At 43.0% G+C, this 14832-nt stretch carries 17 protein-coding genes; all 17 read left to right on the top strand.

Features of this window, described 5'->3' with window-relative positions; genetic code table 11:
• The first annotated feature begins 153 nt into the window (after nt 1–153).
• The 17 genes from MKX71_RS11325 (at nt 154) to trpC (ending at nt 14831) form a co-directional block, all read left to right on the top strand.
• Entirely contained in the window at nt 154–357 is a 204-nt protein-coding gene (locus tag MKX71_RS11325) for a DUF2768 domain-containing protein (RefSeq protein WP_029317982.1), read from the top strand.
• Between the two features lie 21 nt (nt 358–378).
• Nucleotides 379–1113 (top strand): hypothetical protein, encoded by a 735-nt coding sequence (locus MKX71_RS11320; protein WP_003230571.1) that lies wholly within the window; start codon nt 379–381, stop codon nt 1111–1113.
• A 180-nt stretch (nt 1114–1293) separates the two neighbouring features.
• On the top strand, nt 1294–2772 hold the full coding sequence (gene spoIVA, locus MKX71_RS11315) for a stage IV sporulation protein A (RefSeq protein WP_339231102.1): 1479 nt from the start codon (nt 1294–1296) through the stop codon (nt 2770–2772).
• Between the two features lie 373 nt (nt 2773–3145).
• Nucleotides 3146–3424, top strand: a complete 279-nt coding sequence (gene hbs / locus MKX71_RS11310; RefSeq protein ID WP_003153447.1) for a non-specific DNA-binding protein Hbs — start codon at nt 3146–3148, stop codon at nt 3422–3424.
• 187 nt (nt 3425–3611) lie between these two features.
• A complete protein-coding gene (gene folE / locus MKX71_RS11305) occupies nt 3612–4184 on the top strand; it encodes a GTP cyclohydrolase I FolE (protein ID WP_339231099.1) in 573 nt (190 codons plus the stop codon).
• Between the two features lie 21 nt (nt 4185–4205).
• Entirely contained in the window at nt 4206–4433 is a 228-nt protein-coding gene (gene mtrB, locus MKX71_RS11300) for a trp RNA-binding attenuation protein MtrB (RefSeq protein WP_003230576.1), read from the top strand.
• A gap of 163 nt (nt 4434–4596) precedes the next feature.
• On the top strand, nt 4597–5352 hold the full coding sequence (gene hepS, locus MKX71_RS11295; protein ID WP_004398550.1) for a heptaprenyl diphosphate synthase component 1: 756 nt from the start codon (nt 4597–4599) through the stop codon (nt 5350–5352).
• A 6-nt stretch (nt 5353–5358) separates the two neighbouring features.
• A complete protein-coding gene (gene menG / locus MKX71_RS11290; RefSeq protein WP_003230580.1) occupies nt 5359–6060 on the top strand; it encodes a demethylmenaquinone methyltransferase in 702 nt (233 codons plus the stop codon).
• A 25-nt stretch (nt 6061–6085) separates the two neighbouring features.
• Nucleotides 6086–7048 carry a heptaprenyl diphosphate synthase component II gene (gene hepT, locus MKX71_RS11285; RefSeq protein ID WP_003246013.1) on the top strand — a complete coding sequence of 321 codons (963 nt, stop codon included), beginning with the start codon at nt 6086–6088 and terminating at the stop codon, nt 7046–7048.
• A gap of 115 nt (nt 7049–7163) precedes the next feature.
• Complete coding sequence (ndk, locus tag MKX71_RS11280) at nt 7164–7613, top strand: nucleoside-diphosphate kinase (protein ID WP_010886554.1); 450 nt, start codon at nt 7164–7166, stop codon at nt 7611–7613.
• A 236-nt stretch (nt 7614–7849) separates the two neighbouring features.
• Nucleotides 7850–8620, top strand: a complete 771-nt coding sequence (gene cheR / locus MKX71_RS11275; RefSeq protein WP_014477188.1) for a protein-glutamate O-methyltransferase CheR — start codon at nt 7850–7852, stop codon at nt 8618–8620.
• 74 nt (nt 8621–8694) lie between these two features.
• A complete protein-coding gene (gene aroC / locus MKX71_RS11270) occupies nt 8695–9867 on the top strand; it encodes a chorismate synthase (RefSeq protein WP_004398727.1) in 1173 nt (390 codons plus the stop codon).
• On the top strand, nt 9867–10955 hold the full coding sequence (gene aroB, locus MKX71_RS11265) for a 3-dehydroquinate synthase (protein WP_220396717.1): 1089 nt from the start codon (nt 9867–9869) through the stop codon (nt 10953–10955). Before aroC ends, aroB begins: the two co-directional genes overlap by 1 nt.
• On the top strand, nt 10952–11335 hold the full coding sequence (aroH, locus tag MKX71_RS11260; RefSeq protein ID WP_004398675.1) for a chorismate mutase: 384 nt from the start codon (nt 10952–10954) through the stop codon (nt 11333–11335). The genes aroB and aroH overlap by 4 nt, the downstream gene beginning before the upstream one ends.
• A 215-nt stretch (nt 11336–11550) precedes the next feature.
• Complete coding sequence (gene trpE, locus MKX71_RS11255; protein WP_339231095.1) at nt 11551–13098, top strand: anthranilate synthase component I; 1548 nt, start codon at nt 11551–11553, stop codon at nt 13096–13098.
• Complete coding sequence (gene trpD, locus MKX71_RS11250) at nt 13070–14086, top strand: anthranilate phosphoribosyltransferase (RefSeq protein WP_339231092.1); 1017 nt, start codon at nt 13070–13072, stop codon at nt 14084–14086. The genes trpE and trpD overlap by 29 nt, the downstream gene beginning before the upstream one ends.
• Entirely contained in the window at nt 14079–14831 is a 753-nt protein-coding gene (gene trpC, locus MKX71_RS11245; RefSeq protein WP_015714170.1) for an indole-3-glycerol phosphate synthase TrpC, read from the top strand. The genes trpD and trpC overlap by 8 nt, the downstream gene beginning before the upstream one ends.
• Nucleotide 14832 lies beyond the last annotated feature (1 nt).

The following is a 14832-nucleotide window of genomic DNA, read 5'->3' as shown; positions in this document are numbered from 1 at the left end:
ATATAGTCAAGTTGACTGAAGCGAAGGTCCCCCTCTTTGCTTCAGTTTTTTTTGTTCTATCAAAGGATGGAAAATCTGGTTGATCTTTTCCGGCGCTGTATATTAAAATATAATATAACGCTTACATCATACATATCGGGGAGGCGCACGTCATTGAGTCTGGCATTGATGAAAATGTGGTTTGCTCTAGGGTCCATGGGTCTGATGTTTTTGGCTGTAGCTTCCATCTATTTAAGCCGCTTTAAGTGCCAAAACCGTTTTTTGAAGATTGCGATTTCATCATTCGCATACATGTGTATGCTCATATCTGGAATTATTGTGTTTGTCGTGGTTTTTAGCGGCCCTGTCAATGAATAAAGCTGTAAAAGGAAGTGCTGTATGGGTAAACTGAAGTGCGCAATTATTTTTGCGGCAGTCGTGTTTTTATCCGGATGTTTATATCCAAATGAACGGAAAAGCAGTGTGCATGCCATTCCTTATCAAGACCAGCTAAAGCAGGTTCAATCTGCTGTTGATGAATTTCAAAAGGCAAATGGAGGCCTGCTTCCCATTCAAACCAAAGATATGTCGACACCGCTATATCAAAAATATCCGATAGACTTTAATCGGTTAGCGCCAAGGTACATAGCTGAACCTCCAAGTACGGCATTTGAAAGCGGGGGAGACTATCAATACGTGCTTGTTGACGTAGAGAACGATCCGACTGTTAAATTAATTGATCTAAAGATGGCAGAAAAAATTCGCGATGTGAAATTGCGCATCCAAATGTACCGTCAGGAGCATCAATATCCGCCTTACAAGGATGTGCTATCTCGTGATTTATTTACACTCGATGAGAAGAAGCTTGGGGATGGCAGCTCTCTTACAGTGACAAGCCCAATCTCAGGGAATTCCTTGCCGCTTATGATTGACGGAGACGGAGAAATATATGCCGATTACCGGACTGAGCTGGCTTCTTGCCTCAAAAAAAGCAAAAAAACGTTTAAACCCGGGACTGAAATCCAGGATATGATTTGGCATGAAACCCCCTTTGTCCCCGCGTTTTCTGTAAAATATACGGTAAATGACAAACAGGAACCTGTTTTTTTAGAAAATGATATGAAAAAGGAATGAACCTTTCTCCCTTGCATACAAATAGGGAGAAAGGTTTTTTTATATTAATAGATTGAGGATGAGAAATTTTCTAAAGATGTCATATTCAAATAGGACAACGTCATACACATATAGTGTCCTGTGTTTGATTGAAAGAGCTTAATAAAATTGAAAAGGATAGGAAGTCCGGGAGGGGATCACTTGGAAAAGATCGATATTTTCAAGGATATCGCTGAACGAACAGGAGGCGATATATACTTAGGAGTCGTAGGTGCTGTCCGTACAGGAAAATCCACGTTCATTAAAAAATTTATGGAGCTTGTGGTGCTCCCGAATATCAGTAACGAAGCAGACCGGGCCCGAGCGCAGGATGAACTGCCGCAGAGCGCAGCCGGCAAAACCATTATGACTACAGAGCCTAAATTTGTTCCGAATCAGGCGATGTCTGTTCATGTGTCAGACGGACTCGATGTGAATATAAGATTAGTAGATTGTGTAGGTTACACAGTGCCCGGCGCTAAAGGATATGAAGATGAAAACGGGCCGCGGATGATCAATACGCCTTGGTACGAAGAACCGATCCCATTTCATGAGGCTGCTGAAATCGGCACACGAAAAGTCATTCAAGAACACTCGACCATCGGAGTTGTCATTACGACAGACGGCACCATTGGAGATATCGCCAGAAGTGACTATATAGAGGCTGAAGAAAGAGTCATTGAAGAGCTGAAAGAGGTTGGCAAACCTTTTATTATGGTCATCAACTCAGTCAGGCCGTATCACCCGGAAACGGAAGCCATGCGCCAGGATTTAAGCGAAAAATATGATATCCCGGTATTGGCAATGAGTGTAGAGAGCATGCGGGAATCAGATGTGCTGAGTGTGCTCAGAGAGGCCCTCTACGAGTTTCCGGTGCTAGAAGTGAATGTCAATCTCCCAAGCTGGGTAATGGTGCTGAAAGAAAACCATTGGTTGCGTGAAAGCTATCAGGAGTCCGTGAAGGAAACGGTTAAGGATATTAAACGGCTCCGGGACGTAGACAGGGTTGTCGGCCAATTCAGCGAGTTTGAATTCATTGAAAGTGCCGGATTAGCCGGAATTGAGCTGGGCCAAGGGGTGGCAGAAATTGATTTGTACGCGCCTGATCATCTATATGATCAAATCCTAAAAGAAGTTGTGGGCGTCGAAATCAGAGGAAGAGACCATCTGCTTGAGCTCATGCAAGACTTCGCCCATGCGAAAACAGAATATGATCAAGTGTCTGATGCCTTAAAAATGGTCAAACAGACGGGATACGGCATTGCAGCGCCTGCTTTAGCTGATATGAGTCTCGATGAGCCGGAAATTATAAGGCAGGGCTCGCGATTCGGTGTGAGGCTGAAAGCTGTCGCTCCGTCGATCCATATGATCAAAGTAGATGTCGAAAGCGAATTCGCCCCGATTATCGGAACGGAAAAACAAAGTGAAGAGCTTGTACGCTATTTAATGCAGGACTTTGAGGATGATCCGCTCTCCATCTGGAATTCCGATATCTTCGGAAGGTCGCTGAGCTCAATTGTGAGAGAAGGGATTCAGGCAAAGCTGTCATTGATGCCTGAAAACGCACGGTATAAATTAAAAGAAACATTAGAAAGAATCATAAACGAAGGCTCTGGCGGCTTAATCGCCATCATCCTGTAATACCGGTAGACCTCTTTATAGAATGGGAGGTCTTTTTTCTTTGCTCTTAATAATGGAAAAGGATCAAGGAATAGGATGAAAAAAGGAAAAAAAGGAATATTCGTTCGGTAAATCACCTTAAATCCTTGACGAGCAAGGGATTGACGCTTTAAAATGCTTGATATGGCTTTTTATATGTGTTACTCTACATACAGAAATTCTTCACTTTGTTGGACAAACATTCCTCAGAGTGCAGTTTTTCTTAAAAAGCCGTTTAATTGTCTTTCTCTTACTTGCTCTCATTTTTTTCTGAGACAGGTTTAGAATCAGACTGAACTGTGAAGAAATGATAATAAACGAACTGAATGTATCCTTTTGGGAGGAGGTGAAAGGCATGAACAAAACAGAACTTATCAATGCGGTTGCAGAAGCAAGCGAATTGTCTAAAAAAGACGCTACAAAAGCAGTTGACTCTGTTTTTGATACGATCTTAGATGCACTTAAAAACGGTGATAAAATCCAACTGATCGGTTTTGGTAACTTCGAGGTGCGTGAACGTTCTGCACGTAAAGGACGCAATCCTCAAACAGGTGAAGAAATCGAAATTCCAGCAAGCAAAGTACCTGCTTTCAAACCAGGTAAAGCGCTTAAAGACGCAGTTGCCGGAAAATAATTGTGAATATAGATCGTGTATGCATCTAGCTTACATACACTTTATTTCTTCACAGAAAAGCCCCTTTCTAAGGGGCTTTTCATATTTCAAGAGCATGGGCTTCCTGACAGGGCATTCACTTTGCTTTTAGCGGGGCATATGTGCTAGAATCGAAATTAAATGTATTCATTGGTGGAGGACATAGAACATGAAAGAAGTTAATAAAGAGCAAATCGAACAAGCTGTTCGTCAAATTTTAGAAGCGATCGGAGAAGACCCGAATAGAGAAGGGCTTCTTGATACTCCGAAAAGAGTCGCAAAGATGTATGCCGAAGTATTCTCCGGCTTGAATGAAGATCCAAAAGAACATTTCCATACTATCTTCGGTGAAAACCATGAGGAGCTTGTTCTTGTAAAAGATATCGCATTTCATTCTATGTGTGAGCATCACCTTGTTCCCTTTTATGGAAAAGCACATGTTGCATATATCCCGCGAGGCGGAAAGGTCACAGGGCTCAGCAAACTGGCACGTGCCGTTGAAGCCGTTGCAAAGCGCCCGCAGCTTCAGGAACGCATCACTTCTACAATTGCAGAAAGCATCGTAGAAACGCTTGATCCGCATGGCGTAATGGTAGTGGTTGAAGCGGAACACATGTGCATGACGATGCGCGGTGTAAGAAAACCGGGTGCGAAAACTGTGACTTCAGCAGTCAGAGGTGTTTTTAAAGATGATGCCGCTGCCCGTGCAGAAGTATTGGAACATATTAAACGCCAGGACTAATAAAGATAGAGGGTGCTATAAATGAACCAAAAGCATTCAAGTGATTTTGTCGTCATTAAAGCCGTTGAGGACGGAGTGAATGTGATCGGCCTGACAAGAGGAACAGACACAAAGTTTCACCATTCCGAAAAACTCGACAAGGGAGAAGTGATCATCGCTCAGTTTACAGAGCATACTTCTGCCATTAAAGTCAGAGGAGAGGCACTGATTCAAACCGCGTACGGAGAAATGAAAAGCGAAAAAAAATAAGCTGGCTGTCCCCGCTGTTAAAAGCAAATGCTCGCAAACAGCGGGAGGATACAGCCAATTTCTTTTTTTTATGCTATAATGATACCTGCGTAAGCGAATGAAAAGATAAAACTCATACATAGATTAAGAAATAAATGTGAATTTGGGGACAAGGGTGATATTTTTGCAAGACATCTACGGAACTTTAGCCAATCTGAACACGAAATTAAAACAAAAGCTGTCTCATCCTTATTTAGCGAAGCATATTTCTGCGCCGAAAATTGATGAGGATAAGCTTCTTCTTTTTCATGCTTTATTTGAAGAAGCCGACATAAAAAACAACGACAGAGAAAATTATATTGTAACAGCGATGCTTGTACAAAGCGCCCTTGATACCCATGATGAAGTGACGACAGCTAGAGTCATAAAACGAGACGAAAACAAAAACCGCCAATTGACTGTTCTCGCGGGCGATTATTTCAGCGGGCTGTACTACTCTTTACTATCTGAAATGAAGGATATCTACATGATTCGGACGCTTGCTACAGCCATTAAAGAAATCAACGAACATAAAATTCGTCTATATGACCGTTCTTTCAAGGACGAAAACGATTTTTTCGAAAGTGTCGGCATCGTTGAATCAGCTTTATTCCATCGTGTGGCGGAACACTTCAACCTTCCGCGCTGGAAAAAGCTGTCGAGTGATTTTTTTGTATTTAAGCGGCTTATGAACGGAAATGATGCATTTCTGGATGTGATCGGCAGTTTTATACAGCTGGGAAAAACAAAAGAAGAGATATTAGAAGATTGTTTTAAAAAAGCGAAAAACAGCATTGAGTCACTTCTGCCTCTAAATTCACCTATTCAGAACATTTTAATAAACCGTCTGAAGACAATCAGCCAAGATCAAACCTATCATCAGAAAGTGGAAGAAGGGTAAACCATTATGCAGGACTCAAAAGAACAGCGCGTACACGGAGTATTTGAAAAAATATATAAAAACTATGACCAAATGAACTCTGTCATCAGTTTTCAGCAGCATAAAAAATGGCGCGACAAAACGATGCGCATCATGAATGTAAAAGAAGGCGCAAAAGCACTTGATGTCTGCTGCGGAACGGCTGACTGGACGATCGCTCTTGCAAAAGCGGCCGGCAAAAGCGGCGAGATCAAGGGCTTGGATTTCAGTGAAAATATGCTGAGTGTCGGCGAGCAGAAAGTAAAAGACGGCGGATTCAGCCAAATTGAACTGCTGCACGGAAATGCGATGGAGCTTCCTTTTGATGATGATACATTTGATTATGTCACCATTGGCTTCGGACTCCGCAATGTCCCTGATTACTTGACTGTACTGAAAGAGATGAGACGTGTAGTGAAGCCGGGCGGGCAGGTGGTATGTCTGGAAACGTCCCAGCCGGAAATGTTCGGATTCAGACAGGCTTACTTTATGTACTTTAAGTATATTATGCCGTTTTTCGGGAAACTGTTTGCGAAGAGCTATAAAGAATATTCTTGGCTTCAAGAATCAGCCAGAGATTTCCCTGGAATGAAGGAACTGGCAGGCCTGTTTGAAGAGGCGGGCCTGAAAAATGTTAAATATCATTCGTTTACTGGCGGAGTCGCTGCCACGCATATCGGATGGAAATGAAAACACAGATGTTTGGGTGAATGATATGAAATTTAAAATGGCCTACTCTTTTTTAAATGACGATATTGATGTAATCGAAAGAGAACTTGAACAAACCGTACGTTCCGATTACCCGCTTTTAAGCGAGGCAGGTCTTCACCTGCTGCAGGCCGGAGGGAAACGTATTCGGCCTGTTTTCGTGCTGCTTTCTGGCATGTTTGGCGATTACGATATTAATAAGATTAAATATGTCGCCGTCACTCTGGAAATGATTCACATGGCATCTTTGGTTCATGATGATGTCATTGATGATGCAGAGCTTCGCCGAGGAAAACCGACAATCAAAGCAAAGTGGGACAATCGTATTGCGATGTACACAGGCGATTATATGCTTGCGGGATCTCTTGAAATGATGACGAGAATTAACGAACCGAAAGCCCATAGGATTTTGTCACAGACGATCGTTGAAGTTTGTCTAGGGGAAATTGAGCAGATCAAAGACAAATACAACATGGAACAAAATCTCAGAACGTATCTCCGCCGTATCAAAAGAAAAACAGCTCTCTTGATCGCGGTCAGCTGCCAGCTTGGTGCCATTGCGTCTGGAGCTGATGAGAAGATTCATAAGGCATTGTACTGGTTTGGGTATTACGTCGGCATGTCTTATCAGATTATTGATGATATTCTTGATTTTACTTCAACTGAGGAAGAGCTGGGTAAACCCGTAGGAGGAGATTTGCTTCAAGGAAACGTCACATTGCCAGTGCTGTATGCCCTGAAAAATCCTGCATTAAAAAACCAGCTTAAATTGATTAACAGTGAGACAACGCAGGAACAGCTTGAACCAATCATTGAAGAAATCAAAAAAACAGATGCAATTGAAGCATCTATGGCAGTAAGCGAAATGTATCTGCAGAAAGCTTTTCAGAAATTAAACACGCTTCCTCGAGGGCGCGCACGCTCGTCTCTTGCAGCCATCGCAAAATATATCGGTAAAAGAAAATTTTAATTTTTGTAGATATTAAGAAATTTCTCCGCCCCGGATTGATTAATTATCAGAAAGATGTTACGATTTCGGTGTGCAGTGTGAAAGCCTATACATACATAATGATGGGGTGGAGAATATGATGGAAAAGACTTTTATCATGGTGAAACCAGACGGTGTCCAACGTCAGCTCATTGGGGACATTTTATCTAGATTCGAACGTAAGGGCTTACAATTAGCTGGCGCCAAGTTAATGAGAGTGACTGAACAAATGGCTGAGAAACACTACGCCGAACATCAAGGAAAGCCTTTCTTCGGAGAGCTCGTTGAGTTTATTACTTCAGGACCTGTATTCGCAATGGTGTGGGAAGGCGAAAATGTCATTGAAGTGACGAGACAGCTGATCGGGAAAACAAACCCTAAAGAAGCTTTACCTGGTACGATTCGTGGGGATTATGGCATGTTTGTCGGAAAAAACATCATCCACGGCTCTGATTCTCTCGAAAGTGCAGAACGCGAGATTAACATTTTCTTTAAGAATGAAGAATTAGTATCATATCAGCAGCTTATGGCAGGCTGGATCTATTAATCATTGTGAAAATAAGTAACAGAGCCGGCATCATATAACGCCGCCGGTTTTTGATCTGTTTTGTAAAGGTTTACATTAAAGTGAATAAAGGGTTGAATGGCAGTGTGCATCAGACCTCTGCCTTTCCCAACGATCTAAAATCAGCTGAAAAGCTGATTTTTTTATTGAAACAATACAATTTCCTGATAAAACAAGCTATACTAGGACAAAAAGACAGCGAGACTGGGAGAGTAGAGATGGATACATACAGCGTATTTACAACGAAATGGAAACAATTAACCGGAGTCGATTTGACACTATATAAAGAAGCACAAATGAAGAGAAGGCTAACGTCACTTTATGAGAAAAAGGGTTTCCAAAGCTTTAAGGACTTTGCGGCGGCATTGGAAAAGGATCAAGCTCTCTTAAATGAAACATTGGACAGAATGACGATCAATGTTTCAGAATTTTATCGTAATTATAAAAGGTGGGAAGTTCTTGAGACTGCAATTCTGCCGTTAATCAAGACCTCTAGGCCTTTAAAGATTTGGAGTGCCGCCTGCTCAACGGGGGAGGAGCCATACACGCTTGCCATGCTTTTGGACCAGCAAAAAGGTCTTCCGGGCTATCAGATTTTGGCGACGGATATTGATGAAAAAGCATTGGAAAAAGCGAAAAAAGGCGTTTATCAGGAGCGGTCTTTACAGGAAGTGCCGCTATCTGTGAAAGATCGTTATTTTACGCAAAACGCAAATAGAAGTTATGAAGTAAAACCGGAAATCAAAAAGAATATTACATTCAAAAAGCACAATTTGCTGGCGGATCGTTATGAACAAGACTTTGACTTAATCGTGTGCCGCAATGTATTTATTTATTTTACAGAAAGCGCGAAGGAAGAGCTGTATTTAAAAATGGCACATAGCTTGAAGAAGAATGGAGTTCTTTTTGTCGGCAGCACCGAGCAAATCTTCAATCCCGAGAAATTTGGCCTAGTCCCAGCCGATACATTCTTTTATCAAAAAAGATAGACTGACTTTTTGCTGAAAAATATGTTATAGTAGTCTTACTTAAAAGCGTTAATGCGATGAAGGGAGAAGAAGTCATGAGATATTTAACAGCCGGAGAATCACACGGCCCCCAACTGACAACCATTATTGAGGGTGTACCTGCCGGGCTTTACATAACGGAGGAAGATATCAATTTTGAGCTTGCCAGACGCCAAAAAGGACACGGCCGCGGCCGCCGCATGCAGATCGAAAAAGACCAGGCCAAAATTATGAGCGGGGTGCGCCATGCACGTACACTCGGTTCACCAATTGCTCTCGTAGTTGAAAATAACGATTGGAAGCATTGGACAAAAATCATGGGCGCCGCTCCAATTACAGAAGATGAAGAAAAGGAAATGAAGCGCCAGATTTCCAGACCTAGACCTGGGCACGCTGACTTAAACGGTGCAATTAAATATAATCATCGTGATATGAGAAATGTGCTTGAGCGTTCTTCAGCAAGGGAAACAACTGTCAGAGTGGCGGCAGGGGCTGTAGCTAAAAAGATTCTTTCTGAGCTTGGCATTAAGGTGGCGGGCCACGTGTTGCAAATTGGCGCTGTTAAAGCTGAAAAAACAGAATATACGTCAATTGAAGACCTGCAGCGCGTAACGGAAGAGTCTCCTGTCAGATGCTACGATGAAGAGGCAGGCAAAAAAATGATGGCTGCCATTGATGAAGCAAAGGCAAACGGAGATTCCATCGGCGGAATAGTAGAAGTCATTGTCGAGGGAATGCCGGTAGGCGTGGGCAGCTATGTCCATTATGACCGCAAGCTGGATAGCAAGCTTGCTGCCGCTGTACTGTCAATTAACGCATTTAAAGGTGTGGAATTCGGCATCGGATTTGAGGCGGCAGGGCGAAATGGAAGCGAAGTCCATGACGAGATCATTTGGGACGAGGAAAAAGGATACACCCGTGCTACTAACAGACTTGGCGGACTGGAAGGCGGCATGACGACAGGGATGCCGATTGTTGTCCGCGGAGTCATGAAGCCGATTCCGACTTTGTATAAACCGCTGAAAAGTGTCGATATTGAAACGAAAGAACCGTTTTCTGCCAGCATTGAACGTTCAGACAGCTGTGCTGTTCCTGCGGCAAGTGTAGTCGCTGAAGCGGCTGTCGCTTGGGAAATTGCGAACGCAGTCGTTGAACAATTCGGATTAGATCAAATTGACCGCATTAGAGAAAATGTGGAGAATATGAGAAAACTGTCGAGGGAATTTTAATGAAGACACTGCATGTTCAAACTGCTTCCTCGTCATATCCTGTTTTTATCGGACAAGGTATCAGAAAAAAGGCTTGCGAACTATTAACCTCTTTAAACAGGCCTTTAACAAGGATTATGCTTGTCACGGATGAAGAAGTGGACCGCCTGTATGGTGATGAAATGCTCCATTTGCTGCAAGATAAATGGCCTGTGAAAAAAGTGACGGTACCGAGTGGAGAGCAGGCAAAATCCATGGACATGTACACAAAATTGCAGAGTGAAGCGATTCGTTTTCATTTGGATCGCTCCTCATGCATCATCGCATTCGGTGGCGGTGTTGTAGGGGATCTTGCCGGTTTTGTGGCTGCCACTTTTATGCGCGGCATTGATTTCATCCAAATGCCTACGACGCTCTTGGCGCATGACAGCGCAGTCGGAGGAAAAGTAGCCGTGAACCATCCGCTTGGAAAAAATCTAATCGGTGCGTTTTATCAGCCGAAAGCCGTGCTCTATGATACAGATTTCCTGCGTTCTCTGCCTGAAAAAGAGCTTAGGTCCGGAATGGCAGAAGTGATTAAACACGCTTTTATCTATGACAGAGCGTTTCTGGAGGAGCTGCTGAATATCCACTCACTGCGTGATATCACTAATGATCAGCTGAATGACATGATTTTTAAAGGCATTTCAATTAAAGCGTCTGTCGTTCAGCAGGATGAAAAAGAAGAGGGGATAAGAGCTTACTTAAACTTCGGGCATACGCTCGGTCATGCCGTTGAGGCGGAATATGGATACGGGCAGATCACTCACGGTGATGCCGTAGCCCTCGGAATGCAGTTTGCTTTATATATAAGCGAAAAGACTGTAGGCTGTGAAATGGACAGAAAACGTTTGGTCAGCTGGCTAAAAAGCCTGGGTTATCCAAGTCAAATCAGAAAAGAGACGGAAACTTCGGTTCTCTTGGACCGTATGAAGAATGATAAGAAAACCCGTGGCGGGAAGATTCAGTTTATTGTGCTCAACGAATTAGGGAAAGTTGCTGATCATACATTTTCCAGAAATGAACTTGAGAGCTGGCTGAACAAATGGCGATTGGAGGAGACATCATGATGATTCGCGGAATTCGCGGAGCAACTACAGTTGAACGGGATACTGAAGAAGAAATTTTACAAAAAACTAAACAGCTGTTAGAGAAAATCATAGAAGAAAATCATACAAAACCGGAAGATGTTGTTCAAATGCTTCTGTCGGCTACACCTGATTTGCACGCTGTTTTCCCGGCAAAAGCTGTTCGCGAGCTTTCAGGATGGCAGTATGTACCGGTAACATGTATGCAGGAAATGGACGTAACAGGCGGTCTGAAAAAGTGCATAAGAGTCATGATGACGGTCCAGACAGATGTCCCTCAGGATCAGATCAGACATGTATATTTAGAAAAAGCTGTCGTATTGAGGCCCGATTTATCATTGACAAAAAATACTGAATTGTAATACGATAAGAACAGCTTAGAAATACACAAGAGTGTGTATAAAGCAATTAGAATGAGTTGAGTTAGAGAATAGGGTAGCAGAGAATGAGTTTAGTTGAGCTGAGACATTATGTTTATTCTACCCAAAAGAAGTCTTTCTTTTGGGTTTATTTGTTATATAGTATTTTATCCTCTCATGCCATCTTCTCATTCTCCTTGCCATAAGGAGTGAGAGCAATGAATTTCCAATCAAACATTTCCGCATTTTTAGAGGACAGCTTGTCCCACCACACGATACCGATTGTGGAGACCTTCACAGTCGATACACTGACACCCATTCAAATGATAGAGAAGCTTGACAGGGAGATTACGTATCTTCTTGAAAGCAAGGAAGATACATCCACTTGGTCCAGATATTCATTTATCGGCCTGAATCCATTTCTCACAATTAAAGAAGAGCAGGGCCGTTTTTCGGCCGCTGATCAGGACAGCAAATCTCTTTACACAGCAAATGAACTAAAAGAAGTGCTGAACTGGATGAATACCACATACAAAATCAAAACACCTCAGCTTGGCATTCCTTTTGTCGGCGGAGCTGTCGGGTACTTAAGCTATGATATGATCCCGCTGATTGAGCCTTCTGTTCCTTCGCATACAAAAGAAACAGACATGGAAAAGTGCATGCTGTTTGTTTGCCGGACATTAATTGCGTATGATCATGAAACCAAAAACGTCCACTTTATCCAATATGCAAGGCTTAATGGAGAGGAAACAGAAAACGAAAAAATGGATGTATTCCATCAAAATCATCTGGAGCTCCAAAATCTCATCGAAAAAATGATGGACCAAAAAAACATAAAAGAGCTGTTTCTCTCTGCTGATTCATACAAGACACCCAGCTTTGAGACGGTATATTCTAATTATGAAAAATCGGCTTTTATGGCTGATGTAGAAAAAATCAAAAGCTATATAAAAGCAGGCGATATCTTCCAGGGTGTTTTATCACAAAAATTTGAGGTGCCGATAAAAGCAGATGCTTTTGAGTTATACCGAGTGCTTAGGATCGTCAATCCTTCGCCGTATATGTATTATATGAAACTGCTAGACAGAGAAATAGTCGGCAGCTCTCCGGAACGGTTAATACACGTTCAAGACGGGCACTTAGAAATCCATCCGATTGCCGGTACGAGAAAACGCGGTGCAGACAAAGCTGAAGATGAGAGACTGAAGGTTGAACTCATGAAGGATGAAAAAGAAAAAGCGGAGCATTACATGCTCGTTGATCTTGCCCGAAACGATATCGGCAGAGTAGCAGAGTATGGTTCTGTTTCTGTGCCGGAGTTCACAAAAATTGTTTCCTTTTCACATGTCATGCACATTATCTCGGTGGTTACAGGCCGATTGAAAAAAGGGGTTCATCCTGTCGATGCACTGATGTCTGCTTTCCCGGCGGGGACTTTAACAGGCGCACCCAAAATCCGTGCCATGCAGCTTTTGCAAGAGCTCGAGCCAACACCGAGAGAGACATACGGAGGATGTATTGCCTACATTGGGTTTGACGGGAATATCGACTCTTGTATTACGATTCGCACGATGAGTGTAAAGAACGGCGTTGCATCGATACAGGCAGGTGCTGGCATTGTTGCTGATTCTGTTCCGGAAGCCGAATACGAAGAAAGCTGTAATAAAGCCGGTGCGTTGCTGAAAACGATTCATATTGCAGAAGACATGTTTCATAGCAAGGAGGATAAAGCTGATGAACAGATTTCTACAATTGTGCGTTGATGGAAAAACCCTTACTGCCGGTGAGGCTGAAACGCTGATGAATATGATGATGGCAGCGGAAATGACTCCTTCTGAAATGGGTGGTATATTGTCTATTCTTGCTCATCGGGGGGAGACGCCAGATGAGCTTGCGGGTTTTGTGAAGGCAATGCGGGCACACGCTCTTACAGTCGATGGACTTCCTGATATTGTTGATACATGCGGAACAGGGGGAGACGGTATTTCCACTTTTAATATCTCAACGGCCTCGGCAATTGTTGCCTCGGCAGCTGGCGCGAAAATCGCTAAGCATGGCAATCGCTCTGTCTCTTCTAAAAGCGGAAGCGCTGATGTTTTAGAGGAGCTAGAGGTTTCTATTCAAACCACTCCCGAAAAGGTCAAAAGCAGCATTGAAACAAACAACATGGGATTTCTTTTTGCGCCGCTTTACCATTCGTCTATGAAACATGTAGCAGGTACTAGAAAAGAGCTAGGTTTCAGAACGGTATTTAATCTGCTTGGGCCGCTCAGCAATCCTTTACAGGCGAAGCGTCAGGTGATTGGGGTCTATTCTGTTGAAAAAGCTGGACTGATGGCAAGCGCAATGGAGACGTTTCAGCCGAAGCACGTCATGTTTGTATCAAGCCGTGACGGTTTAGATGAGCTTTCAATTACAGCACCGACCGACGTGATTGAATTAAAGGACGGAGAGCGCCGGGAATATACCGTTTCACCCGAAGATTTCGGTTTCACAAATGGCAGACTTGAAGATTTACAGGTGCAGTCACCGAAAGAGAGCGCCTATCTCATTCAGAATATTTTTGAAAATAAAAGCAGCAGTTCCGCTTTATCTATTACGGCTTTTAATGCGGGAGCTGCGATTTACACGGCGGGAATTACCGCCTCACTGAAGGAAGGAACGGAGCTGGCGTTAGAGACGATTACAAGCGGAGGCGCTGCCGCGCAGCTTGAACGACTAAAGCAGAAAGAGGAAGAGATCTATGCTTGAAAAAATCATCAAACAAAAGAAAGAAGAAGTGAAAACACTGGTTTTGCCGGTAGAGCAGCCTTTCGAGAAACGTTCATTTAAGGAGGCGCTGGCAAGCCCGAATCGGTTTATCGGGTTGATTGCCGAAGTGAAGAAAGCATCGCCGTCAAAAGGGCTTATTAAAGAGGATTTTGTGCCTGTTCAGATTGCAAAAGACTATGAAGCTGCGAAGGCAGATGCGATTTCCGTTTTAACAGACACCCCGTTTTTTCAAGGGGAAAACAGCTATTTATCAGACGTAAAGCGTGCTGTTTCGATTCCTGTACTTAGAAAAGATTTTATTATTGATTCTCTTCAAGTAGAGGAATCAAGAAGAATCGGAGCGGATGCCATATTGTTAATCGGCGAGGTGCTTGATCCCTTACACCTTCATGAATTATATCTTGAAGCAGGTGAAAAGGGGATGGACGTGTTAGTGGAGGTTCATGATGCATCAACGCTAGAACAAATATTGAAAGTGTTCACACCCGACATTCTCGGCGTAAATAATCGAAACCTAAAAACGTTTGAAACATCTGTAAAGCAGACAGAACAAATCGCATCTCTCGTTCCGAAAGAATCCTTGCTTGTCAGCGAAAGCGGAATTGGTTCTTTAGAACATTTAACATTTGTCAATGAACATGGGGCGCGAGCTGTACTTATCGGTGAATCATTGATGAGACAAACTTCTCAGCGTAAAGCAATCCATGCTTTGTTTGGGGAGTGAG

It is taken from the genome of Bacillus sp. FSL M8-0071, from assembly GCF_037975455.1.
GTDB classification, from domain to species: domain Bacteria; phylum Bacillota; class Bacilli; order Bacillales; family Bacillaceae; genus Bacillus; species Bacillus subtilis.
The sequence above is the reverse complement of the archived record's forward strand: the minus strand, read 5'-3'. Positions and strand labels throughout refer to the sequence as shown.

Bases quoted from the DNA above. Each gene is read 5' to 3' on its own strand.
- folE (WP_339231099.1), top strand. From the start codon at position 3,612: ATGAAAGAAGTTAATAAAGAGCAAATCGAACAAGCTGTTCGTCAAATT.
- menG (WP_003230580.1), top strand. From the start codon at position 5,359: ATGCAGGACTCAAAAGAACAGCGCGTACACGGAGTATTTGAAAAAATA.
- hepT (WP_003246013.1), top strand. From the start codon at position 6,086: ATGAAATTTAAAATGGCCTACTCTTTTTTAAATGACGATATTGATGTA.
- cheR (WP_014477188.1), top strand. From the start codon at position 7,850: ATGGATACATACAGCGTATTTACAACGAAATGGAAACAATTAACCGGA.
- ndk (WP_010886554.1), top strand. From the start codon at position 7,164: ATGATGGAAAAGACTTTTATCATGGTGAAACCAGACGGTGTCCAACGT.
- aroB (WP_220396717.1), top strand. From the start codon at position 9,867: ATGAAGACACTGCATGTTCAAACTGCTTCCTCGTCATATCCTGTTTTT.
- aroH (WP_004398675.1), top strand. From the start codon at position 10,952: ATGATGATTCGCGGAATTCGCGGAGCAACTACAGTTGAACGGGATACT.
- aroC (WP_004398727.1), top strand. From the start codon at position 8,695: ATGAGATATTTAACAGCCGGAGAATCACACGGCCCCCAACTGACAACC.
- trpD (WP_339231092.1), top strand. From the start codon at position 13,070: ATGAACAGATTTCTACAATTGTGCGTTGATGGAAAAACCCTTACTGCC.
- mtrB (WP_003230576.1), top strand. From the start codon at position 4,206: ATGAACCAAAAGCATTCAAGTGATTTTGTCGTCATTAAAGCCGTTGAG.
- trpE (WP_339231095.1), top strand. From the start codon at position 11,551: ATGAATTTCCAATCAAACATTTCCGCATTTTTAGAGGACAGCTTGTCC.
- trpC (WP_015714170.1), top strand. From the start codon at position 14,079: ATGCTTGAAAAAATCATCAAACAAAAGAAAGAAGAAGTGAAAACACTG.
- hbs (WP_003153447.1), top strand. From the start codon at position 3,146: ATGAACAAAACAGAACTTATCAATGCGGTTGCAGAAGCAAGCGAATTG.
- MKX71_RS11320 (WP_003230571.1), top strand. From the start codon at position 379: ATGGGTAAACTGAAGTGCGCAATTATTTTTGCGGCAGTCGTGTTTTTA.